Genomic DNA, 22,057 nt, shown 5'->3' on the forward strand with positions numbered 1-22,057 from the left:
AAGCGGAGCAATCCAAGGAGGAAGATTCATGGAGAAGTATATTTGCCAGACCTGTGGCGTTCAGTATTCAGAAAGTGAAGAAGTACCAGATCGATGTGAGGTATGCAGCGAAGAAAGGCAGTATGTAAACCCGGAGGGACAGACATGGACCACACATGAAGACCTCGTTCAGACAAAACGTTATCAAAACATCATTAGAGAAGAGGAAAAGGGACTGTACAGCATTACCACCACTCCAAGAGTAGGGATTGGTCAAACGGCCTACCTCATCCAAAAAGATGGACGGAATGTGCTTTGGGACTGCATCACTTACCTTGATCAAGAGACGGTGGATGTCATTCGCGGTCTCGGCGGCATTGATGCGATCGCCATTTCTCATCCGCACTACTATTCAAGGATGACCGATTGGGCAGAAACGTTTGATGCTCCCGTGTACCTTCACGCGGATGACGAGGAATGGGTCATGGAAGAAAGCCAGTCCCTTCATTTCTGGAACGGGGAATCTATGAAACTCTCAGAAAATCTTTCTCTTCATCGTTTAGGTGGACACTTTAAAGGGGGAGCGGTCCTGCACATCGAAAATGGTACGGAAGGGTTGCTGATGACTGGAGATATCATCCAGGTCGTTGCAGATAACCAGTGGGTGAGCTTCATGTACAGCTATCCGAACCTGATTCCCCTCCCGGTAGCAAAAGTCGCAGAAATAGCAGAGAAAGTTGATGGTCTTGCTTTCAACCGTATTTATAATGCTTTTCACAACATCGTAACAACAAGTGCGGATAAAGTGGTCCGAGATTCAGCCGAACGCTATATTCGTGCCATTCAAGGCACATTATTTACGACGTAAAAAGTGTTCGGCAGGTTTCAATGGTTTGAGACGAAAGGGAGTTTACTAGTATGAATGTTGATGAATTCGGTTTGATTTTGTTTGTAGAGCGTTTTGAACAGTGTGTAAGATTCTATCAGAAACTTTTACAATTACCTGTAAGAAGGAGTCAGGACACGCTCGTCTGTTTCGAACTGCAGACCGGTTATCTTATGGTCGAAAAGGGCGGGGTGGCTCAACCGGGGGAGAAAACGAGGGTCCATAATCCGACCGTCCTTCGTTTCGATGTGAAAGATCTCAGTAAACAAGTCTATCACCTAAAAAAACGCGGCATTCAATTTTTAGAAGAGCGACGTGTATTTGACTGGGGGACGATCGCGGTTTTACTTGATCCGGATGGAAACCGCATTGAAATAGGGGAAGTGAATGCAACGAGTGCATCCTATTCGTAAGTAACAGGAGTATATGGGATAGGGGTTCCAAAGGTTTGGCAGTCATGATTTGGGATAACCATGAAAGGGCCTCAGCCCCGTCCAGTTGCTGTTTAAGCTGAACGGGGCTAAGGGGCAAAAGATATCCACGTCGCTTATTTAATGAACGTGGACCCTTTTAACAGCTCCGGCTTAGCTCCCAGTATCAATAGGAAGAGTTTCGCATCTCCCACTTCTCTGTGTTGATGTAACACGTTTTTGACGACAGGGAAATCTTCGTGTTTTTTCAGCTTATCCACTTCTTTCTTATAAACAGAGAGGATCGATCCTTTGATGAAGGATGGATGCGTGGTGGTCAATTCTTCTTCCATCAACATGGCCCCCATGTAGCCATATTTAATTTGGAGCTGGCGTGTGAAGCTGACCACATGAGTTAACGTTTCATAGACGTCGGGGTAGCGGCGGCTGACTTCTTCCAACCCTTTTTTAGCTTCGTACAATTCATCCAAGCTGGCTAACTTCAACATGTGGATCCGCTCCTTCTTCCCATGGTTTTTCAAGGCCGATAATCTTCGTGAGCTGGGCGCTGTGTTCCCTGCGTATTCGTCTTGTTTTGGCACGATCTTCACCAGATTGATAGAGGAATTTCTCTTCCTCCGTCTCTGGAATCACTCTTGGAACTGTGATTGCTTTTTTATTTTCATCGAGAGCTACGAAAGTCAAGAATGCCGTCGCGGCCATGCGGCGGTGACCGGTAATCATGTCTTCGGCAATGACTTTGCAGAAGATCTCCATCGATTTGTTTCCTGTATAGGAGACAAATGATTCTACACAAACCGAATCGGTTTGATGGATCGGATGGAGGAAGTCGATGGAATCGGTCGATGCGGTGACGCATTCTTTCACCCGTGCATGGCGCCTTGCGGATATGGTGGCATTATTGTCCAACTTTTTCATGAGCACCCCGCCGAACAAGGTGTTGTAATTGTTTAAATCGTTGATCATCACTTGGTCCGTGTTAATGACTAGACTTTCTTTGGTACGTTTCGCTTCCATGAGTCTGCCTCCTGTTTTGTTTGTTTTCAACATCAAGATATGTCTTTGTGTTCGTTGATAATTTCAGTGTACGAGCGATGTCTTTATAAGTGAAATAGCAAATCGTCATGAGTTGTATAGCTTTTATCAATGGAAGTGTTTTCACAGATTGATTTCATGCATGAAAAAGACCAGCTTCCTAATGAAGCTGGTCCGCCTTTATTCTATACTCAATCGATCCTGCGTATAAGTGAGCCATTCTTTCGTGGCATACGATATGTACTGGGTTTTCGGCCAAATAATGGCGAGTTCCCATGCAATGATTGGCTGGGTGACCCTGAGTCGCTTTACATCTTGAGTAAGCAGACGGGCGACGCTTTTAGGCAGGATGGAAATGCCCAGATTGGAAGCGATCATTTTGCCGATAAAATCCCACTGCGAGCTTTCGGAAATGACTTTTGGTATAAACCCGGCTTCCTTACAGGAGGAAGTGATCCGGTCGTTTAACACGAAGTCTTTACTGAAGAGGATGAATGAATCGTCTTTGAGCTCCTCCAGCCGGATCTGCTTTCGTCCAGCCAGCGGGTGGGCAGGAGGGAGGATGACCTCAAGCTCTTCACTTAAAAGGAAGAAGTGGTCAAATTTATCCTCCTGTGTAGGCAGCACGGTAATGCCGACATCCAGTTCCTCCTTAAGGATATTCTCTTCGATTCTTTTCGCGCCATCCTCTACGAGTTGATAGGTAATGTGCGGGTGCCTGGCATGAAAGCCTCCGATAATGTTGATAATCTGTTCGGCGTCCATAATCGGGGGCAGCCCTACTCGAATATGGCCTTTTTTCAACCCCAGCAAATCATTGAGCTGAGTATTGAGGTTTTCGAATGCTTTATCAATGGTTTTCGCCTGCATAAGGATCAGCCGCCCGGCATCGGTAAGGATGACTTTTTTTCGTGTGCGTTCGAACAATTCCACACCAAGATCCTCTTCCAGGTTCTTGATCATTTTGCTGATGGTTGGCTGTGAGATGAATAAATGTTCAGCTGCTTTCGTAAAACTTTGAAAACGCGCGACCTCAATGAAGTATTGCAAATGGCGGATGTCCATGGTTATGTACTCCTTTATATACAAATCTTACGGGTTATGTACCATCATAAAGAGAGGGATGCATCTTATCAATAGAAACTTCTTTCGGAGGGGAGAGTTTGGGAGGGGCTCTCTGAAGCATGAGAGATTCAGGACTCAGGAGTGCCATGGACGTTCAATTGGAAATCATATACTATTAAACTATAATGAGGGAGGATGGCCATGGAGAGGGAAAATTAACTTTCCCGCCATTTCTTTGGCGGAGGATTCAGGTAAGCAACCCCGGAAATGAAACCCCATGAAGTCAGTCCTAAGATAAGGCTTAGGTTGGGTTCTCCAACAATTAAATAGCTGAAAACCAATGAAATGATCAAGTAACCTAAAGCGGTGATGAATCCCCATTTCAGTCTTCCCCACATAGCCATACCTCCTTATCCATGATTTCCCCTTTTGAAAAACCATTGCATCACGAAACGGGTAATGAATCCACATCCCAGAGCGATGAGAATGACGACAATCCATTGATTAGAAACAGACAAACCCAGTAAGAAACCTAAGAAAATAGCGGAACCAAGGGCGAGGCCAAGAATGATTTGTTGAGTTCGGGTCATTGAATCAGCTCCCATAAAGGTTTACTTCCTGTTATTACCTTTTTTATCAAACCGAAAACATGAAGAAAGGATGATGGATATGGAATTGACTCATGTACGATTACTGGTGGATGACTACCAAAAGTGTTTTTACTTTTACCGGGACAAGCTCGGCTTTGAAGTGACTTGGGGAGATGAGAACTCCAACTATGTCGATTTTGCATTCCAAGGGGTGACGCTTGGCGTCTTTCAACGGAAGCAGATGGTGGAAGCACTTGGAGATGATTATACAGAGAGTGGCACGAGAGACGACAGAGCGGCGCTCATTTTAAAAGTGGATGACGTAATGGAGACGTATCAGGAGTGGAAGGATAAAGTGACGTTTATTACCGAACCCGTGGAGCAGAAGGATTGGGGCATCAAGGTCGCGCACTTCAGGGACCCCGATGGTAACCTTCTGGAAATCTATGAATCCATCATGTGAGTGGGTGGAAACAGAAAGGTTATCCTTTCGAAAGTATGAGGACGGAGATTTTCCTTTCTTATTATCTATGGTAACGGACCCCGAAACGGTAAGCTATATCGGGAATGGGAAGGTGAAAAGCGACAAGGGAGCCGTGGAGTTTTTGCAGTGGATCTACCGTACATATAAAACTTCGCAAAATCATGGACTGCACGTGCTCGTCCGTAAGGCAGATGGTGTGAAAATCGGACATGCCGGGCTTGTGCCTCAATCCATGGCAGGAAAACAAGAGCTTGAAATCGGCTACTGGATATCCCGGCAGTATTGGGGCCATGGGTATGCGACAGAGGCGGCAGCCGCCCTCCTGAAGCAAGGAAAGAGGGAGCGGGACCGGTTGATTTCTATGATCCAGTCCGGAAATACCGCCTCTCAACGCGTGGCTGAAAAAATAGGAATGGTGAAAGAGAAGTCGGTCGTTCTGGGTGGTAAAGACGTCTGGATTTATACCGTTTAAGAAAAGAGCTTGAGAGGAGTTGTTGTTTTATGAAAAACAATAGAAGGCATGTCGGGGTCATTTCAAGGGAGAGCGTATCATAGCCCCTATAAACTACGTGGGATCCCTATTACAGGGAGGATTTTATGAAAATAAACAAGATAGGAGATGTGTCCTTTTCTTTGCAGGAGGACCATAATTTCAGTTGGTTAGAAGAGATGGGACACGTGTTTTGTGTCTTTGATGAACAGGATTCAGGAAACATCAGCTTCGGTGTGGAAAATGAAGAGGGGAAGTTCTTTATCAAATATGCCGGGGCAAAACCGATGGACTTCACAGGAGATCCGGATGATGCTGTTCGGCGTTTGAAAACAGCCGTCCCTGTTTATGAACAGTTGGAGCACCCGTCCTTGATCAAGCTTAAGGATCATTTTCCAATAAGGGAAGGGTATGCCGCTGTTTTTCATTGGGCAGAAGGGGAATGTCTCCATTCGCATTGGTCTCATGGCGGACCGGCGAAATATACAGATCCTACCTCTCCTTATTACCGTTTCAGAAAGCTTGATGTTATGAAGCGCTTGAAGGCGCTGGATACGATTTTTACTTTTCATGCCTTTGTCGAAGAACGAGGATTTGTGGCTGTGGACTTTTATGATGGCAGCATTCTTTATGATTTTAAAAACGATGTCACGACCATTTGTGATATCGATTTTTACCGAACATCCCCGAGCGTTAATGACATAGGGAAAGCATTTTGGGGAGCGGATCGGTCCAAGTCTCCGGAAGAATATGAGCTCGGGTCTGTGATTGATGAGCGGACGAATGTGTACACCATGGGAGCGATTGCGTTCGGAGTATTAGGAGGAGAGACCGATCACTCGTTTTCGAGATGGGAAGCTGGTGAGGGGCTTTATGAAGTGATTAAAAAAGCAGTGAGTGGAGATAGAGAAGCAAGATATAGGAACGTTCGAGCATTTATGGAAGCATGGAAAGCGGTAAAGGAAGCTTGAAAGGGTAACGGCTGCACGTTGAAACCAATCGCTTTCGAAGGAGGTGCTGCAATGGAAATCCAAGGCCTCAATCACTTTCTGTTCTCGGTATCTGACTTAGATACATCCATCACTTTCTATGAAAAAGTTTTTGGCGCCGAGTTACTGGTCAGAGGAAAGACGACCGCCTACTTCGATCTGAAGGGGATGTGGCTCGCATTAAATGAAGAGAAGGATATACCCAGACATGACGGGGCATCTTCTTATACGCACACGGCTTTTACGATCAAAGAGAGTGACTTTGATGACGCCTATGACGAATTGAAAAGCCTCGGAGTGAATATTCTTCCGGGGCGGGAGCGTGACGAGAGGGATAAACGATCGATTTATTTTATGGACCCAGATGGTCATAAGTTCGAATTTCATACAGGAACAAGGAAAGATCGGCTCGACTATTACAAAGAGGCTAAACCTCATATGACTTTTTATGATTCATAAGAGTACCTAGTCAGAAAAGGGGACGTTTGATGATCCATGTAAAAGCTGCACCTTTGAATGAAGAGCAATTGAAGAGGGTTTTATCGGGAGTGAAAGCGGGAGAGATTCCATGGACCGAGGTTCATGAACAGGAGGTCATCTCCTCGATGATGACTCACATCGGCTCGCTGGATGCTGAGCTTCGAGATGATTTGATTTTCTCTATCTTCGCTCAGTTGATTGTAGAAAAGAATCAGCTGAAAGCGGAGCTGATGGAAGAAATGATGGATCTGTGTCTGCAGGATCTGCTTTTCAAAGGGATTGGAGAAAAAGGAACAGACACCGTGTTCACCAGAGCTTTTACTTCATTACTGATGGCTCTGCTACTGTATCGGGATAAGGAAGATGACTTTTTGAACGCAACGAAAGTGGTCGAGGTGAAAGAAGCGTTTCTGCGTTACCTCTCGTTAGAGGAAGACTACAGGGGATATGTCAAAGTGAAAGGCTGGGCTCACAGTATGGCCCATGCGGCTGATGCCGTTGATGAACTTGTCAGAAACGAAAAAACGGACAGGGACGCATATCCTGAGCTTTTCCGCGCTTTATGGTCAAAGGCCCTCATCTATGATCATGCCTATATCCATGGGGAAGAGGAGCGGATCTTGACGCCGATCATGGAAATGTTGAACCGTGGATTGGCTATCACACTCGTGGAGGGTCACATGAAAGAGCTCTCCTTCGATTGGCACGAGCATAAAAACAGCGCCACTATGGAGCAGTATTTAGTATTCCGAAACAACGCCAAAGCTTTTTTGAAGAGCCTGTATATCCAATTGGATCAAAACTCTCCATTTGACCGCCTTCAACGACAAGTGGAGGTATTGCTCGGGAAATGAGTGATTCGGGTGAAAGTCAGCATATCACCCACCGAACGGGATGAAGTTTATTTTGTGAATCTTGTTTTCGATTGCCGGAAATTGAAGTATTCGCTTCTGATTCCCTGCCACCACTGACGGCTAGTAATGAACCGATCGTTGCTACTTATTTCGGGAATGAGGCCACGGCTAATAAAGATGAAAAACAGAGAATCGATGATTGTTAGTTTTAAGAATAAGGGGTGTTTGATGTGAAAGTGAAAGTAGAGCCGCTGAAGGGATACTCCCCGCAAATAGGTCTGCTGGTCTCCCAAATGAACTATGCTAGAAAAACAACACGACAAGCTGTAGAAGGACTGACCACTGCTGAACTGGATTTTTTACCTAGTCAGAACGGCAACAGTATCGGAGCGTTATTGTTACATATCGCAGCGGTGGAGAAAGGGTTCCAAATCGAAATTTTTGACGGTCGAACGCCGAGCGAGCAGGAAATGCTGGAATGGGGGGCTGCTTACAGCCTTGGAGAAAAAGGAAGAGAGGAGATTAAGGGGTACCCGCTGGAATACTATCTTTCTAAACTTGAAGAAGTGAGAGAAAGAACCCTTCAAGAGCTTTCACAGCGGAAGGATGAATGGTTATACGAAGACCATATGTGGGATCATCACCCTTCGAACAACTATTTTATCTGGTTTCATGTGTTGGAAGATGAAATTAATCATAGGGGGCAGATGAGAGTGATTAGAAAAATGCTTCCTAAAGTATAACGAGTAATTTTATGTACGCTATACTTTCCTTCTTTGTTCCCAAAATATCAAGTGGCAAGAAGGCAACCCCAGAACATATTTAGTATTTTTCTGTCTTTTGGACCACACCCCAGCTGTTTTTGCTGAGGTGTGGCTTAAATGAAATCAAAAAAAGTTTAAATCGCTGCTTCATGATTTAAGAATTTTTTCGTTTCCGTTGCAATTTTATGGTAGTCAATATTGTGAACGGAATGAGAAGCATTTAAATGTACCATTTTTCCTTGTCTTGCATCCTGGATAAACTCCGACTGCCTTTTAGACCAAGTCTGCTCGTTCCAACCCGTTCCCTGTCCGTTGGAAGCAAATAATAATATGGGGACGTCAGGTATGGGCAGTGATCCAACCTTCTCAGAATTTGATTGGATCTGTTTCACTTCATTCAACATATTCTTCGTAGCGGTTCTTCGATAAAAGATGGCTCGATTTATCTCCTTGTCCTTCTCCGTCAACGTCCCGCACTTCATAGCCCAACTTTCTGACGCGTTGGGGATCCATCTGGTCATTCCTATTCTTGCTAAGAATGATGCGAAACGGAACAATAGTAGACTTACCTTAAGATCTTCATAAGCTTCCGGGACCGCCATATCCAGTCCGATGATTGCCTTTATTTCCTCGGGGTGCTTTTGCGCCCAATATAAGGCTTCGATTCCTGAAGCCGAATGTGGAACCAGAATATAAGGGGCACGAATACCTGCTTCACCAAGTGCTTTCCGTGTTTGTGACATGATGGTTTGGATGTCCCGGGGGCTGTCGGTGATGTCACTTAACCCGTACCCTTGCTTCTCTACGACAACTATTTTGTAATGGTCACTTAAAAGTGTGTAAAGGGATTTAAAATCCATGACTGGAGAACTTGTGCCATTTCCTGACATGAAAACCAGCGTCTCTTGCCCTCTTCCTTCCTGATAAACGTGCATCTTTTGATGATCAACCTCGACCATTCTACCCATAGGGAGAAATAATTCTCGTTCTTTTGCTAAACGAAACTTGTGATAGCCAGCACTAGCTGCAATCACCAACATCACGGCACCAATTAAAATGAGCAGGACATTTATTATGATCTTAATCCCCTCCTGAATTTAGAGCTTCCATCCAAGAAACATTTCTTTTATGTTACGAAGGGGACTGATTTTTGGTTTCATTTATTTATTTTTTACATTTATTATTGTGTGAAAAAGGTTAACACGAGGTTCTCCCCCTACTAACGTAAAAAAAGGGGAGGAGGATGAGAACAGCTGATAAAATTAAAAGCGTCTAAGGTTTCCCTTAGACGCTTGGCTGTGAGTACTCTCTTTCTATGGTCTTCCCACACGAAAGATGATAAATTGTGCGATTTCGTTTAATAAACCCCTACATTATCCCACGCTTGAGATACTGCGTTTGATGCAGACGTACCATAAAGGTCCAGAGCAGATTGTTCCAATGCTTCTCTAGCATTTGTAAAGGTGCTGCTCGGTGTCAAATAGACGGTCAATGCACGGTAATAGATCTGTTCGGATTGTGCAATGCCTAAACTGTTGATCGTATAATAGGCGGCTTTGTTCGGGATACCACTGTTGATGTGCACGCCACCCCAGTCACCGGCTTCTGTGTTCGGAAGGTTCTGGTATTCATTCATATGATCCGGCTGATTATAAGCGTTCGGATTGGACATGGAGCGTAAGGCATCTCCAGGTTGTCCTGGTGTATAAACATCTTCACCCATCAACCAATCCTCTGAATCTACAAAGTACCCAAACACGTCAGAGAAGGATTCATTCAACGCACCGGATTGGTTTTCGTAAACCAGTTCGGCCGTCGTATCCGTTACAGCGTGTGTCAATTCATGAGCGACGATATCATCAGCTCCTGAAAGATAAGTGAAAGTAGAGCCATCGCCATCTCCGTAAATCATCTGGTTTCCAGTCCAGGCCGCATTGTTGTAATTGCTGCCGTAGTGGACAGTGGAACGGATGTCTGCTCCCTGGTCATCATAACTCACACGTCCGAACTGATCATAGTAATAATCAAAGACTTCCCCTGCATAATAATGAGCATCTACTGCGGCCTTTTGTCGTTCACTGTAAAAGGTGTTTCCAGAGTCTGTGACATAAGAACCAGGCAGGCTGTAATACTCGCCGCCATAGTTATCAAAGGTTTCAATGACGCCGTTCATCGGTTTTGTCGTATCAAAAAGATAATACGTATTGTTATAGAAATAGGTATTCAAAGATTTCGAATCTCCTAGAACACCCGTGCCTGTCCCTGTCGCTTCATGAACAAGGTTCATAGATTTAATGACCTCTCCATTTTCAGCGTTGATATAGATCTGCCAGTTGGCAGGGTAGGGCTTGGAGAACTGCAGTTCCACATGATAGGCCAGTGTGTACGTGCCATCTTCATAATGAACGACAAGGTTTGAGTTCTCTGTTAACGTTTGAAAGTCTTCACCCTTCAGACTCTTCTGAACATGGTCAGCTTCTTCACGGGAGACATCAATTTGATCCCAAGCTAAATCCAGCGCTTCTTTCTTCTTCAATTCTTTTGTTTGTTTGATTTTCTTTGGAGCATCTTCATGAAGTTCCCCGTTTACAGCCGTCACTTGTCCATCCTGATCCGTATGAACGACAACCTTGGCATTCGCCACGGGTACCTTACCGACCAATCGTTGGTATGTATAGTGCGTCATTCCAAGATCATCCGTTTCAGTTTTCAGCAATTCTAAGTCACTGCTTGGGTTGAGTTGAGAGAGTTTCTCGTTGTATTTGAAGAACTCTTTGACTCCCTTTTCAGACTTGACCTTTTTTCCCTGCAGGTTTTCTTTCATGAAAACCGGGTTTTCCGCTTTGTCGTTTCCGTTATTTCCAACCTCTGCGTGAGCCATGGTTCCGCCAGTCACCAGGCTCGTACCTAAAACAAATGTAGCTACTGTGTGTTTCCAGTTCATCGAATCCCTCCTGTATTTTTAACACAAATTCAATGTAACATAATATTCTGAATTCGTGTTTGGGATATACAGGGGGCAAAAGGCGGACTTAAATGGTCCTCATTCTGGGGACTTGGGAATTCTATTATTTTGGTTGAAAATGTCGATGGGAGCGTGTATGGGAAAGGGTTGTTTCACCTGAAATCGGTTTGCTTTTCCTATGTTTCCTGGTCCCTTTCAGGATGCCTTTGAAAGTTCATTGGTGAGGAAGAGAGGAAAAAAACGAGGGTTTCTTCCTGTACTTTTTTCATCCATCGTCTACCGTTGGCAATAAACTCCTAGAGACTTGATGAAATCAATGGAATCTTATAAGGATGATCAATTGAGAAGGCCTGTTCATATGTTCTCTGAATCTATAATAGGAAAGGGTGAATCCCCTTTTTGCAGCAATAGATTCTAATAAATCTACTTCGTTAAACATGACATCAGACAACGTACCATTGAAGATGTCGGTTAAGAATTTGTAGTACATTCCAACAATTCTTTCATTGTTAAGGCGGTCGTAACCCGTTTTTATATCCATCATATTCCTCCCCCAGGCAGGTCAATTTCGTGTAGATCAGTCTACTTCACATTCTACTCTGCTCCTCTTTGTTCGTTAAGTACATGGTGGATCTTTTTACATTCTTTTAACTTCTAAATTCTATCTTTACCTTTTTTTACACTAGTGTTTCTCTATGGATTTCGTGTCAATTTCCAGCTGGACGCCTGGTATAGGTCAAAAGATCCGTTGACCTCAGCCATCTGACTTCTTTATAATCATTAATTAATGATAATGAAAATCGTTATCAATTATTAATGAGGGGGAGTTCGTGTGAACGATAGGAATTCTATAACGGAACTAAGGATGAAGGAGGAAGGGAAGGAATCGAATTTCTCGTTTCGTCCCCTGGATGAAGAAAATGATGTGGAGCTGCTTTACGAATGGATGCACCAGAAGCACATATCGCCATTTTGGAAGCTGAACCTGCCAGTGGAAGAGCTCCGTTCATGGGTGCGTAAGTCTGTAGAAGCTGACCATAAGGATGGTTACATAGGTACATACAATGGAGAGCCTGTTTGTTATTTGATTGCTTATGCGATTGAAAAGGATCCAATTAAAGACTATTACCATGATCAAAGTGGTGATTTAGGTATGCATCTGTTAATTGGACCTCGTCACTTGTTGAATAAAGAGGACGGTTTGTCGCTTGTTCGTGCGATGATCTATTTCCTGTTTGATCGTTACCAGGCTAAAAGAATCATTGGAGAACCTGACCGACGGAACAGGATTGTGATTCCGATACTCGAAGAAGTTGGAGGAGAAAATCTGGGCCGTATAGATCTTCATGGGAAACAAGCATCTTTAATCGTTGGAGCGAAAGAAGCATTTGAACAATCATTGTGGGCTAATGCCGTTGAAATTGAAATGCTGAAGAGGATGGATACGTCCAAAAGTGAGCTGGTGGTATGAAAGTAGATCCACAAGTCCTCCGTTTACTCCAGACCATTGGAAACAGGATGGTCGAGCTTGAACATCCTCCGCTTGATCAATTAACTCCGAAACAGTCCAGAGATTACTACGAAGTGGCTCGAGAATATTTTAAAGAGCTGCCTGTCGAAGGTGTGACCGTGGATGATTCTTCCTTCAAGGGAAGATCAGGAAATGATATTCCAGTAAGAATCTATACGCCTGAAGGGGAAGGACCTTTTCCTGTGCTCGTCTATTTTCACGGGGGTGGCTGGGTATTCGGGAATATCGACAGTTCAGACAACATCTGTCGTTATTTTTCGTGTCATGCGCAAACCGTTGTCGTTTCTGTGGATTACCGCTTAGCGCCTGAGCATAAATATCCGGCGGCTTTTCACGATGCTTTGGATGCAATCACGTGGGTTTCCAATGAGGCCGGTCATTGGAATACAGACCCTCATCGACTGGCTGTAGGAGGGGAAAGCTCAGGAGGTAACCTGGCAGCTGCTTCAGCGATCTATTTTATGGACAATCACGGCATTGAGATTGCCCATCAGTTCCTGATCACCCCTGTATTGGATTATAACTTCGACACGGATTCGTACAGGGCGAATTATACGTACAACCTGACCAATGAAAAAATGAAGTGGTTCTTCCAGCATTATTTGAATAGGGAGGAAGAGGGGCGGGATGTGTTTGTTTCCCCTCTAAGGATCAAAAAAATGGCCGGGTTACCGCCAACATTAATGGTCACCGCAGAGTACGATCCTCTCAGGGAAGAGGCGTTTGCTTATGCTGAACGGCTTCAAGCGTCCGGTGTGTCCGTAACTCATCACCATTTTGAAGATCTCGTGCACAGTTTTATCAATATGTCGGGCGTGGTCGACCGTTCTGCAGAAGCGTTGGAGAGTATAACAAGGACTTTAAAAGAAATGCTCCATAGATAACGTGTTCCACCTCCATTCCAGGAGGTGGTCTTTTTTTGTCCAATTTTACACAGGGGAAGAAAATACTAGCAAAGGAGGGGGGATAGTTAAAACCGCCTGTTTTCATTCATGACGATTTCCCTAATTATCAGAAAAATAATCACCATCTTTTAACGGCGAAAACCGCTCTATACCAGGAAGTAAGGACATAGTTGAGAATGATAATAGTTTTCAATTAGTGTTGACATTGATAATCATTATCAAATAGTATAGCGGTAGGCTATTAAGCAAGACGAAAAGGAGTGGAATCACATGAGTGTAGATATAAAAAAATCCAACCAGGAATTATTGAATCAACAGAAACAACGAGAGTCGAATGCACGATCCTACCCGCGACGGTTTCCGTTAGCGATACAGGAAGCAGAAGGGATCTACATCACAGACATGGAGGGGAACCGTTACATCGACTGCCTGGCCGGTGCGGGAACATTGGCTTTAGGACATAATCATCCGGTCGTCATTGAAGCGGTGGAAAAAGTGCTTCACGATAAATTGCCATTACATACGCTCGACTTAACGACAGAAGTGAAAGAACAATTTGTGGATGAGCTGTTTTCCAGTCTTCCGGAAGGGTTCCGTGATCGTGCGAAGGTTCAGTTTTGTGGACCGACGGGAGGCGATGCAATTGAAGCGGCATTGAAACTTGCCAAAACCGCGACAGGTAGACAAAGCATTCTTACTTTCCAGGGAGGATATCACGGGGCGACCCATGGCACGATGGCCATCAGTGGAAACCTCGGGCCGAAAGGGCGTGTACAGGGTCTGATGCCGGATACGCACTTCCTTCCTTACCCATATGATTACCGCTGTCCATTTGGAAAAGGGGGAAAAGAAGGAGCTGAGCTGAGTGCCACTTACATTGAACAATTGCTGGACGATCCGGAAAGCGGAATTCTTCCTCCGGCGGCCATGATATTTGAAACCGTTCAAGGAGAGGGAGGTTCCATTCCAGCCCCTATTGAATGGCTGCAGGAAATGCGCCGGATCACCAAAGAGCGTGGAATCCCGTTGATCATCGATGAAGTCCAAACGGGGATCGGCCGGACGGGAGAACTCTTTTCCTTCGAACATGCCGGCATTGTGCCGGATGCTTTCGTCCTTTCGAAAGCCATAGGCGGCAGTCTTCCGTTATCGGTGGTCGTTTATGATCGTGACCTTGATGCATGGGAGCCTGGTGCTCATATCGGAACCTTCCGGGGCAACCAAATGGCGATGGCGGCAGGAACAGCCACCCTTAAATATATTAAGGAGCACCAGCTTTCTACTCATGCTAAAGCAATGGGCGAGAAGATTTTCAGGTCGTTAACAGAACTGCAGAAGCATTACCCGCAGCTTGGGGATGTTCGCGGCCGCGGCTTGATGCTTGGAGTGGAAATCGTCGATCCTTCCGGGAAGCCTGGGTTGGCCGGCAGTTATCCAGCAGATCCAGCATTGACGAACCGCATCCAGAAAGCTTGCTTTGACCGTGGATTAATTCTTGAGAGTGGAGGCCGTCATGGGGCAGTCCTCCGTTTCCTACCACCCCTCGTGATTACAGAAGCACAGGTCGATACCATCGTATCCATCTTCAACGAAGCCGTAGCTGCTTCCGTGACGGAGTGAAGATATGATAACAACAACGAATAAATCAGCAGCTGCCCCATTCGATTCGTTTTTCCTTCAACACGGAGAAGAGGCGGGAGAGCATTTTCGAAACCATGTCGACCTCGTCGTCGATACCCTCGCCAAAGTTTTTCAGGACCTGGATCGACCGTTTGAAGGGAAGTCTGTTCAAGACATCCAACAGGAGCTTCGAATGGTCATGGGTGTTCAAGAAGAACCGCAGTCGCTTCATGAAGTGCTCTCGGAAATCAAAGGGCCGGTGATAAACAACAGCCTCCACGTTTCCCACGAAAGGAGCATGGCGCATTTGCACTGCCCGCCGGTTTTACCCGGGGTGCTGGCAGAACTGATCATCGGGGCTCTGAATCAATCGATGGATTCGTGGGATCAGAGCCCGGCAGCGACTTACGTCGAAGAAGAACTGACACGTTACTTTTCAAAGCTTATCGGTTTTTCAAAAAGTGGAGACGGAGTCTTTACAAGTGGAGGGACGCAGTCCAACTATATGGGAATGCTGCTCGCGCGCGATTCTTTTTGTCTATCGAAATGGAACCATGCTGTCCAGAGGGACGGGCTTCCTGAGTCGTTTAAAAAGATGAGAGTCCTTTGTTCTGCGGAAGCTCATTTCTCTGTGAAAAAATCAGTGGCGCAACTAGGTCTTGGTGAACAGGCGGTCGTTCCGGTTCCCGTCAATGAGTACCACCGGATGGATCCGGAGGAGGTCATAAGTATAGTTGAGCAGTTGGAGCTGGAAGGGCTTCTCCCTTTTGCGATTGTCAGCACGTGCGGCACGACGGATTACGGGAGCATCGATCCGCTAGAGAGTCTTGCTGATCTTTGTGAAGAAAAAGGTCTCTGGCTTCATGTGGATGCCGCCTACGGAGCAGGACTTCTGCTTAGTGAGGAGCATGGAGATAAGCTTGCTGGAATAAACCGGGCGGATTCGGTGACCCTTGATTTCCATAAATGGCTGTATCAGCCGATCAGCTGCGGGATGTTTCTCGTCAAAGACAGAAAGCACCTGCGGCTTTTATCCCATCATGCCGATTATTTGAACCCTGTAGAAGATGAAGAAGAAGGCATATTGAATCTTGTGAATAAAAGCATTCAGACGACGCGCAGGTTTGATGCGCTGAAGGTTCTTATGACCTTGAAAGTCCTCGGTACGCGTTTATTAGGGAGGATGGTGGATAGGACAATGGAAGTGGCATGCTTTGCTGCAGAAGAATTGGAGCATCGCAATCATTTCCATGTAGAAAACCCTTTTCCTGAACTTTCGACGGTCGTGTTTCAATACCAGCCGCATGGGAGCCGTACAGTGTGTGATTTGAACCGTCATATCCAACAGACGCTTTTTAATAAAGGAGAAGCTGTTATCGCGAAAACATCGGTCAGAGGAGAAACATACTTGAAATTTACACTCTTGAATCCTCGTACGACGGAAGAGGATGTTATAGCCGTAATCGATGAAATTGAACATACAGCGAAACAGATTTTAGGAGGGACACCTCAGTGAATAAAGCAAAAGAAATTGCCGAGAAGGCGACGATGCAAAGCTTCCTTAATTGCTATTTAAGAGAAACAGGCAACTATGAGTGGATGAATGCGAACGATAGCGATGAGAAAATACTCCGCATCTATTTGGTCAGACAGCATGTGTTCATCCATGTACCTGTGAACTACTGGTCGTTAACCGGGAGGCACCTGTTTGACTTTCCAATCACTTATCAGACCGAAGGAAGCGAAGAATCCCATACTCTTGACTATGTCACGATGACGACCCTTCTTGTGAAGGAATGGCTCATCGGCAACGGGCAGGAATGGGCAGAGGATGAACTCGTCCTGCGTGTGCTGCTCAGTTGTAAGAAAATGAAGGATTATGTAGTGGCAAGGTACGAGGATCGTCACACACTGATGGAAGAGGATTTTACCTTTATCGAGGCGGAGCAGTCGCTGTTATTTGGTCATTTGCTGCATCCGACTCCGAAAAGCAAACAAGGCCTGACCGATGTCGAGGACCGGGAATATTCCCCTGAGTATAAAGGGAGGTTTCAGCTCCACTATTTCAGTGTGAATCCCGAGCTTGTTGAGGAAGACTCCAGTTTGGGACGCTCCGCATCCGCCTGCATCTTTGAAGATGTCAAGGAAAAGGAAGGGGCGGAACCGCTTGTGGAGGAATGGAACAAAGGACGCGTTTTACTTCCTATGCATCCACTGCAAGTGCCTGTTGTTTTAAAAGATCCGGAAGTTCAAAGGTATTTGGCTTCTGGGGATGTTACACATCTTGGGTCGGCGGGTGCCCACTTTACGGCAACCTCATCATTCCGGACGCTGTACAGTGAATCTTCACGGTTTATGTACAAATTTTCTGTACCGGTGAAAATTACGAATTCCTTGAGGATGAACCAGCCGAAGGAACTGGCCCGGGGGGTGGAAGTGTCCCGTTTGCTCGATACAGAACTGGGGGAGCAATTGAACCATCATCATCCCAACTTCCATATGATGAAAGACCCCGCGGCGATCAATATTCCTTTATCGAAAGAAACGTCAGGGTTTGAAGTTTCCTTGAGGGAGAATCCTTTTGATCACGATAAGGAGCAAGTGACTCTCATCGCCGGACTTGTTCAGGATCATGCCTACGAAGGGCCTTCCAGACTTTCTGCCATCATCCATAGTCTTGCGGTAAAAGAAGGGCGCGAAGTGGAAGAGGTCAGTCTGGACTGGTTTGACCAGTATTTGACGATCAGTCTGGATCCTATTCTATGGCTTCATCACACATATGGTATCGCCCTTGAAGCCCATCAGCAAAACTCCGTTGTCCGTTTAGAAAATGGCTATCCTTCGGCTTTTTATTACAGAGATAACCAGGGCTATTACTTCAGCCGCTCAAAAGCGGATCACCTGATGGAACTGCTACCTTCGTTAAACAGCAAGAGCGATACGATCTGTGAGGATGATGTCGCTGATGAACGACTTCGCTATTATTTCTTTTTCAATCATTTATTCGGACTGATCAACGGATTCGGTGTCAGTCGATTAGCCGATGAAGAAAAATTGATGGACCTTCTTCGTAAACGTTTAATGAACCATCATCCATCCTTGTTTGTTCAAACGCTTTTAGAAGAAAGGACGCTTCCATGTAAGGCCAATCTGCTGACACGTTTGTATGATATGGATGAACTGGTCGGACCGATGGAAGCGCAGTCGGTTTATACAGCCGTTGAAAATCCGCTTGCTGTAAAGGTGGGAGTCCTTCATGAGCGTTGATTTTGAAGTGTATGATGAGACAATCCGGCGCACGATTTCGTTTCGGAGGGCTCGGATGGACGATGTTGCGCTGGTTCACAAGTGGATGAATGAAGATCATGTGCATCCGTTCTGGCAGTTGAATTTTTCGTTTGACCGCTTTGAAAAGCATTACCGGAAGGCACTGATTGACACCCACCAGACGCTTTACCTCGGCATGGTTGACGGGGAAGTGATGAGCTACTGGGAAGCCTACTGGGTTGAAGGGGATGTCTTAGAAAACGCATACTCTCCAAAGGCTTGCGATCAGGGCATCCATCTGTTGATCGGGGAAAAAGACTACCTCGGCTCAGGCTTTGCCCTGCCTCTTCTGAGAGCGATGGTCCGTTTCCAGTTTCAGCACGAAGCGACAACGAAAGTGGTGGCAGAACCGGATATCCGGAACGACAAGATGATCCATATTTTCGAAAGGTGCGGGTTCGCGCCGATTACTCCCATACAGCTCCCGGATAAAAAGGCACAGCTGATGTTTTGTGAACGAGAAGTATTTGAATCGAGGTGGAACGATGAATACAAAAAAGCAGATCTTTGATGTGATCGGCATCGGACTTGGACCGTTCAACTTAGGAATGGCTGCCCTCCTGGATACGGTCGATGATGTGTCGGTTCTCTTTCTTGAAAAGGAAGAAGAATTCCAGTGGCATCCTCATCTGTTGATGGAAGGAACGACGCTGCAGGTGCCTTTTTTCGCAGACCTTGTCAGCATGGTGGATGTCACCAATAAACACAGCTTTTTAAATTACCTTCAGGAACATAACCGTTTGTATAATTTTTATTTTCTGGAAAAGTTCCATATCCCGAGAAAGGAATACAATCATTACTGCCGCTGGGTCAGTGAACGACTGGACAGTTTGCGGTTCGGAAGCGAGGTGACCCGTGTCACTACTACTGATCTCGGAGGAAAGACCCTCTATCAAGTGACCGCTCACGACTCTTCCACGGGAAAGGAGCACACGTACATCGCTGAAAACATCGTGATGGGCATTGGCACGGAGCCGCGGGTACCAGAGGCACTTCAAGATGCACTTGGAGCATCCGTTTTTCATACGTCCGAATATTTGAAAAGAAAACCATCGAGTGACTTATCCAAGTCTGTCGTAGTGATTGGATCTGGCCAGAGCGCGGCGGAAGTTTTCCTTGATGTGGCGAAACACCAGGAGGAGACAGGCGGCTCGCTTCAATGGTACACAAGGTCGCAGGGGTTCTTTCCTATGGAGTACTCAAAGCTTGGGCTTGAGTATTTCTCTCCGGATTACATCGACTTCTTCTATGAGCTGCCTCAATGGAAGAAAGACGAGCTTTTACATAAGCAGGACCTTCTTTACAAAGGCATCAGTTCAGAAACGATCGCCGCCATTTATGACCATCTGTATGAACGGACGGTCGGCAATGCTGATCCATCAATCCATCTTCAGGCAATGACAGAAGTGACGTCCATCGAACAGAAAGCAGACCATCTGAGCTTAAAAGGTTATCAGAAAGTCACAGATGAGACTATGGATATGGAAGCGGATGTGGTCATTGTAGGAACAGGATATCAGCCGCGTGTGCCTGCCTTTTTCTCAGGCCTAAAGGAGCGCATCATTTGGGATGATCATGGCAGATTTACCGTGAACAAAGGATATGACCTCGCTACAAATCTTACGGCAGAGGGACACATTTTCATCCAAAATGGCGAAATTCACACCCATGGCGTCGGCGCACCTGACCTTGGGCTTGGTGCACATCGCAATGCGGTGATCATCAACAGAATTGCTCAAAGAAACGTGTATTCCATACAGGAAAAAAACGTCTTCCAAACGTTTGGAACGAAAAAAGCCTTGGTCGCACAACATCAATCATAAGAAAGAGGGGATCTGTGTGTTATTTCAACCGGACATTCATGAACAATTGAACAGAGAGAATTGGAAAAAGGCCAATCAACAATTGATGGCGAAAATGTTCGCTGAATATATGTATGAGGATATGATTCAGCCGGACGTTCTACGTGCAGAGGGGAAAACGAGAGCATATGAACTGTCCGTCTCTGCCGATAAATCGTACAGGTTTGCAGCTGAAAAACGACTGTTCGACAGTTTTGATGTCTCTTCTGACAATCTGAAAAAGGTCGAGGGAGGATTGGAAGAAGAAGCGGACAATGCCATCGAATTGCTGGTTGATTTAAAGGAAATCATCGGCATGTCTGCAGAAACAATTGGTCATTTAATCAAAGAGATGAACGCCACGTTGATCGCGGATGTTCATCTGATGGAAAAAACAGATGTGTCATCTGATGAGCTGATTGATCTTGATTATGCCGAGTTGGAAGGGTATATGAAGGGGCATCCGTGGATCACCTATAATAAAGGAAGGATCGGCTTCGGTTATGATGACTACCTGCGTTTTGCTCCTGAGCATCAGCAGGAAGTCAAGCTTAACTGGATTGCGGCACATAAGAATCTAGCAACCTTCCATTCGGTTCAGAACCTCAGCTATGAAAAGCTGTTGGATGAGGAGTTGAGTGATTCAGAGAGGGAACGTTTCTTTTCCGAAGTGAGGAAACTGAACCGTGATCCGGAAGACTATTACTTTTTCCCTGTCCATGAATGGCAGTGGAAAAACCAGCTGATTCAAAACTTCCCGGAAAAAATCGCAAAAAAGGAGATCATTGCTGTGGGAGATGGTGACGATGCGTACCTTCCTCAGCAGTCGATCCGTACGTTTGTAAATAGAAGTTTCAAAGAGAAGCATCATGTCAAGCTTCCGATGAGCATCCTGAATACTCTTGTATACCGCGGCCTGCCTTCCGAGCGGACTGTGATCGCACCAAAAGTCACGGAATGGATCAAAGGACTTTATGAACAGGACGACTTCTTAAAGAACGAGTGCCGGGTGATTCTGCCAGGGGAAAATGCCAGCATCAATGTCGATCATAAACATTATGGTGCGGTTAAAGATGCTCCGTATCAATACTTGGAAATGCTGGGGTCAATTTGGCGTGAAAGCATCTATACGTATCTGGAAGTCGGTGAACAGGCCATTACACTTGCAGCACTGGTTCACGAAGATCATCACGGGAAACCTTTCATTAAATCGTTAATTGAGTCTTCTGGACTGGATGCGGAAGATTGGATGAAGAAGTTTTATCAAGTGGTCATGGATCCTTTACTTCATTACCTATACAAATATGGCACGGTTTTCTCACCCCACGGGCAGAACACGATTCTCGTACTGAAAGATCATGAGCCGCATCGTCTTGCCGTCAAGGACTTTGTCGATGACGTGAACGTGACCGACCAGCCATTTCCTGAGCTTGCGCACGTAACGGAAGAGATGAAAACTGTCCTGCGTACAGAGCCACCGGAAGGATTGACCCAGTTTATTTTTACTGGATTATTCATCTGCCATCTTCGTTATTTAAGCCATATCTTAGAAAAGCATCAGCTGTTGGCAGAAGAAGGCTTTTGGCAGCTGCTGGCAGAATCAATCCGCGATTACCAGCGCAGGTTCCCGGAATTGAAGGAACGCTTTGAGCTTTTCGATTTCTTCACACCGGAAATGACGAAGCTTTGCCTCAACCGCAACCGCATGGTCGATTATGGATACGCGGATGGAGATGATCGTCCGCATGCATCGGAATTCGGCCACGTAACCAACGCACTGGCTGTTTTTAAAGAACAGAAGGTCTGACGAAAAGAGGGATG

The 22,057-nt window shown here is 45.6% G+C and carries 24 protein-coding genes; 16 read left to right on the top strand and 8 right to left on the bottom strand.

The window, feature by feature from the left end; genetic code table 11:
• Positions 1–28 precede the first annotated feature (28 nt).
• On the top strand, positions 29–847 hold the full coding sequence (locus tag J0K78_RS07440; RefSeq protein WP_206946091.1) for an MBL fold metallo-hydrolase: 819 nt from the start codon (positions 29–31) through the stop codon (positions 845–847).
• Positions 848–897: 50 nt separating this feature from the next.
• Positions 898–1,278, top strand: coding sequence for a VOC family protein (locus J0K78_RS07445; RefSeq protein WP_206946092.1), 381 nt, complete (start codon positions 898–900; stop codon positions 1,276–1,278).
• Between the two features lie 134 nt (positions 1,279–1,412).
• On the opposite strand, the gene J0K78_RS07450 is transcribed toward J0K78_RS07445, so the two are convergent.
• From J0K78_RS07450 to J0K78_RS07470, 5 genes are all read right to left on the bottom strand, one after another.
• Positions 1,413–1,784: a hypothetical protein gene (locus J0K78_RS07450; RefSeq protein ID WP_206946093.1), complete on the bottom strand. Its 372-nt coding sequence runs from the start codon at positions 1,782–1,784 to the stop codon at positions 1,413–1,415.
• Complete coding sequence (locus J0K78_RS07455; protein WP_206946094.1) at positions 1,759–2,313, bottom strand: acyl-CoA thioesterase; 555 nt, start codon at positions 2,311–2,313, stop codon at positions 1,759–1,761. The genes J0K78_RS07450 and J0K78_RS07455 overlap by 26 nt, the downstream gene beginning before the upstream one ends.
• Before the next feature lie 198 nt (positions 2,314–2,511).
• Complete coding sequence (gene cidR / locus J0K78_RS07460; protein ID WP_206946095.1) at positions 2,512–3,396, bottom strand: cidABC operon transcriptional activator CidR; 885 nt, start codon at positions 3,394–3,396, stop codon at positions 2,512–2,514.
• A 215-nt stretch (positions 3,397–3,611) separates the two neighbouring features.
• Complete coding sequence (locus J0K78_RS07465; protein WP_206946096.1) at positions 3,612–3,794, bottom strand: hypothetical protein; 183 nt, start codon at positions 3,792–3,794, stop codon at positions 3,612–3,614.
• A 12-nt stretch (positions 3,795–3,806) separates the two neighbouring features.
• Positions 3,807–3,986: a hypothetical protein gene (locus J0K78_RS07470; protein ID WP_206946097.1), complete on the bottom strand. Its 180-nt coding sequence runs from the start codon at positions 3,984–3,986 to the stop codon at positions 3,807–3,809.
• Between the two features lie 79 nt (positions 3,987–4,065).
• Between J0K78_RS07470 and J0K78_RS07475 the strand changes: the two genes are divergently transcribed.
• The 6 genes from J0K78_RS07475 (at position 4,066) to J0K78_RS07500 (ending at position 8,026) form a co-directional block, all read left to right on the top strand.
• Positions 4,066–4,449, top strand: coding sequence for a VOC family protein (locus J0K78_RS07475; protein ID WP_206946098.1), 384 nt, complete (start codon positions 4,066–4,068; stop codon positions 4,447–4,449).
• Positions 4,433–4,942: a GNAT family N-acetyltransferase gene (locus J0K78_RS07480; RefSeq protein ID WP_206946099.1), complete on the top strand. Its 510-nt coding sequence runs from the start codon at positions 4,433–4,435 to the stop codon at positions 4,940–4,942. The genes J0K78_RS07475 and J0K78_RS07480 overlap by 17 nt, the downstream gene beginning before the upstream one ends.
• 125 nt (positions 4,943–5,067) lie before the next feature.
• A complete protein-coding gene (locus tag J0K78_RS07485) occupies positions 5,068–5,931 on the top strand; it encodes a serine/threonine-protein kinase (RefSeq protein ID WP_206946100.1) in 864 nt (287 codons plus the stop codon).
• A 51-nt stretch (positions 5,932–5,982) separates the two neighbouring features.
• Positions 5,983–6,408 (top strand): metallothiol transferase FosB, encoded by a 426-nt coding sequence (fosB, locus tag J0K78_RS07490; protein WP_206946101.1) that lies wholly within the window; start codon positions 5,983–5,985, stop codon positions 6,406–6,408.
• Between the two features lie 29 nt (positions 6,409–6,437).
• The gene (locus J0K78_RS07495) at positions 6,438–7,283 is read left to right on the top strand and encodes a DUF2785 domain-containing protein (protein WP_206946102.1); all 846 of its coding nucleotides are present in this window, start codon (positions 6,438–6,440) and stop codon (positions 7,281–7,283) included.
• 230 nt (positions 7,284–7,513) lie between these two features.
• Positions 7,514–8,026: a DinB family protein gene (locus tag J0K78_RS07500; protein WP_370551091.1), complete on the top strand. Its 513-nt coding sequence runs from the start codon at positions 7,514–7,516 to the stop codon at positions 8,024–8,026.
• Positions 8,027–8,181: 155 nt separating this feature from the next.
• On the opposite strand, the gene J0K78_RS07505 is transcribed toward J0K78_RS07500, so the two are convergent.
• The 3 genes from J0K78_RS07505 to J0K78_RS07515 all read right to left on the bottom strand — a co-directional run bounded on the left by J0K78_RS07505 (position 8,182) and on the right by J0K78_RS07515 (position 11,553).
• The gene (locus tag J0K78_RS07505) at positions 8,182–9,087 is read right to left on the bottom strand and encodes an alpha/beta hydrolase (RefSeq protein WP_242517763.1); all 906 of its coding nucleotides are present in this window, start codon (positions 9,085–9,087) and stop codon (positions 8,182–8,184) included.
• A 317-nt stretch (positions 9,088–9,404) separates the two neighbouring features.
• Positions 9,405–10,991 (bottom strand): M4 family metallopeptidase, encoded by a 1,587-nt coding sequence (locus tag J0K78_RS07510; protein WP_206946103.1) that lies wholly within the window; start codon positions 10,989–10,991, stop codon positions 9,405–9,407.
• A 334-nt stretch (positions 10,992–11,325) separates the two neighbouring features.
• On the bottom strand, positions 11,326–11,553 hold the full coding sequence (locus J0K78_RS07515; protein ID WP_206946104.1) for a hypothetical protein: 228 nt from the start codon (positions 11,551–11,553) through the stop codon (positions 11,326–11,328).
• 291 nt (positions 11,554–11,844) lie between these two features.
• On the opposite strand from J0K78_RS07515, the gene J0K78_RS07520 reads away from it, so the two are divergent.
• The 8 genes from J0K78_RS07520 to J0K78_RS07555 all read left to right on the top strand — a co-directional run bounded on the left by J0K78_RS07520 (position 11,845) and on the right by J0K78_RS07555 (position 22,043).
• Positions 11,845–12,483 carry a GNAT family N-acetyltransferase gene (locus J0K78_RS07520; RefSeq protein ID WP_370551092.1) on the top strand — a complete coding sequence of 213 codons (639 nt, stop codon included), beginning with the start codon at positions 11,845–11,847 and terminating at the stop codon, positions 12,481–12,483.
• A complete protein-coding gene (locus J0K78_RS07525) occupies positions 12,480–13,427 on the top strand; it encodes an alpha/beta hydrolase (protein WP_206946105.1) in 948 nt (315 codons plus the stop codon). Before J0K78_RS07520 ends, J0K78_RS07525 begins: the two co-directional genes overlap by 4 nt.
• 291 nt (positions 13,428–13,718) lie before the next feature.
• Positions 13,719–15,068: an aspartate aminotransferase family protein gene (locus J0K78_RS07530; protein ID WP_206946106.1), complete on the top strand. Its 1,350-nt coding sequence runs from the start codon at positions 13,719–13,721 to the stop codon at positions 15,066–15,068.
• Between the two features lie 4 nt (positions 15,069–15,072).
• Positions 15,073–16,584, top strand: coding sequence for a pyridoxal phosphate-dependent decarboxylase family protein (locus J0K78_RS07535; RefSeq protein ID WP_206946107.1), 1,512 nt, complete (start codon positions 15,073–15,075; stop codon positions 16,582–16,584).
• A complete protein-coding gene (locus J0K78_RS07540) occupies positions 16,581–18,335 on the top strand; it encodes an IucA/IucC family protein (protein ID WP_206946108.1) in 1,755 nt (584 codons plus the stop codon). The genes J0K78_RS07535 and J0K78_RS07540 overlap by 4 nt, the downstream gene beginning before the upstream one ends.
• 22 nt (positions 18,336–18,357) lie before the next feature.
• Complete coding sequence (locus tag J0K78_RS07545) at positions 18,358–18,906, top strand: GNAT family N-acetyltransferase (RefSeq protein WP_206946298.1); 549 nt, start codon at positions 18,358–18,360, stop codon at positions 18,904–18,906.
• Positions 18,881–20,218: a lysine N(6)-hydroxylase/L-ornithine N(5)-oxygenase family protein gene (locus J0K78_RS07550; RefSeq protein WP_206946109.1), complete on the top strand. Its 1,338-nt coding sequence runs from the start codon at positions 18,881–18,883 to the stop codon at positions 20,216–20,218. Before J0K78_RS07545 ends, J0K78_RS07550 begins: the two co-directional genes overlap by 26 nt.
• 16 nt (positions 20,219–20,234) lie before the next feature.
• Positions 20,235–22,043 carry an IucA/IucC family protein gene (locus tag J0K78_RS07555; RefSeq protein ID WP_206946110.1) on the top strand — a complete coding sequence of 603 codons (1,809 nt, stop codon included), beginning with the start codon at positions 20,235–20,237 and terminating at the stop codon, positions 22,041–22,043.
• The last annotated feature ends 14 nt before the right edge of the window (positions 22,044–22,057 follow it).

Origin of the sequence: Halobacillus sp. GSS1 (assembly GCF_017307035.1) — a bacterium.
In the GTDB taxonomy this organism is placed as follows: domain Bacteria; phylum Bacillota; class Bacilli; order Bacillales; family Halobacillaceae; genus Halobacillus; species Halobacillus litoralis.

What these genes read in the sequence shown, in the direction of transcription:
- J0K78_RS07495 (WP_206946102.1), top strand. Translation starts at nt 6,438, where the DNA reads ATGATCCATGTAAAAGCTGCACCTTTGAATGAAGAGCAATTGAAGAGG.
- J0K78_RS07455 (WP_206946094.1), bottom strand. Translation starts at nt 2,313, where the DNA reads ATGGAAGCGAAACGTACCAAAGAAAGTCTAGTCATTAACACGGACCAA.
- fosB (WP_206946101.1), top strand. Translation starts at nt 5,983, where the DNA reads ATGGAAATCCAAGGCCTCAATCACTTTCTGTTCTCGGTATCTGACTTA.
- J0K78_RS07450 (WP_206946093.1), bottom strand. Translation starts at nt 1,784, where the DNA reads ATGTTGAAGTTAGCCAGCTTGGATGAATTGTACGAAGCTAAAAAAGGG.
- J0K78_RS07550 (WP_206946109.1), top strand. Translation starts at nt 18,881, where the DNA reads ATGAATACAAAAAAGCAGATCTTTGATGTGATCGGCATCGGACTTGGA.
- J0K78_RS07465 (WP_206946096.1), bottom strand. Translation starts at nt 3,794, where the DNA reads ATGTGGGGAAGACTGAAATGGGGATTCATCACCGCTTTAGGTTACTTG.
- J0K78_RS07445 (WP_206946092.1), top strand. Translation starts at nt 898, where the DNA reads ATGAATGTTGATGAATTCGGTTTGATTTTGTTTGTAGAGCGTTTTGAA.
- J0K78_RS07470 (WP_206946097.1), bottom strand. Translation starts at nt 3,986, where the DNA reads ATGACCCGAACTCAACAAATCATTCTTGGCCTCGCCCTTGGTTCCGCT.
- J0K78_RS07505 (WP_242517763.1), bottom strand. Translation starts at nt 9,087, where the DNA reads ATGTTGGTGATTGCAGCTAGTGCTGGCTATCACAAGTTTCGTTTAGCA.
- J0K78_RS07530 (WP_206946106.1), top strand. Translation starts at nt 13,719, where the DNA reads ATGAGTGTAGATATAAAAAAATCCAACCAGGAATTATTGAATCAACAG.
- J0K78_RS07510 (WP_206946103.1), bottom strand. Translation starts at nt 10,991, where the DNA reads ATGAACTGGAAACACACAGTAGCTACATTTGTTTTAGGTACGAGCCTG.
- cidR (WP_206946095.1), bottom strand. Translation starts at nt 3,396, where the DNA reads ATGGACATCCGCCATTTGCAATACTTCATTGAGGTCGCGCGTTTTCAA.
- J0K78_RS07515 (WP_206946104.1), bottom strand. Translation starts at nt 11,553, where the DNA reads ATGGATATAAAAACGGGTTACGACCGCCTTAACAATGAAAGAATTGTT.
- J0K78_RS07475 (WP_206946098.1), top strand. Translation starts at nt 4,066, where the DNA reads ATGGAATTGACTCATGTACGATTACTGGTGGATGACTACCAAAAGTGT.
- J0K78_RS07525 (WP_206946105.1), top strand. Translation starts at nt 12,480, where the DNA reads ATGAAAGTAGATCCACAAGTCCTCCGTTTACTCCAGACCATTGGAAAC.
- J0K78_RS07440 (WP_206946091.1), top strand. Translation starts at nt 29, where the DNA reads ATGGAGAAGTATATTTGCCAGACCTGTGGCGTTCAGTATTCAGAAAGT.
- J0K78_RS07480 (WP_206946099.1), top strand. Translation starts at nt 4,433, where the DNA reads ATGAATCCATCATGTGAGTGGGTGGAAACAGAAAGGTTATCCTTTCGA.
- J0K78_RS07535 (WP_206946107.1), top strand. Translation starts at nt 15,073, where the DNA reads ATGATAACAACAACGAATAAATCAGCAGCTGCCCCATTCGATTCGTTT.
- J0K78_RS07485 (WP_206946100.1), top strand. Translation starts at nt 5,068, where the DNA reads ATGAAAATAAACAAGATAGGAGATGTGTCCTTTTCTTTGCAGGAGGAC.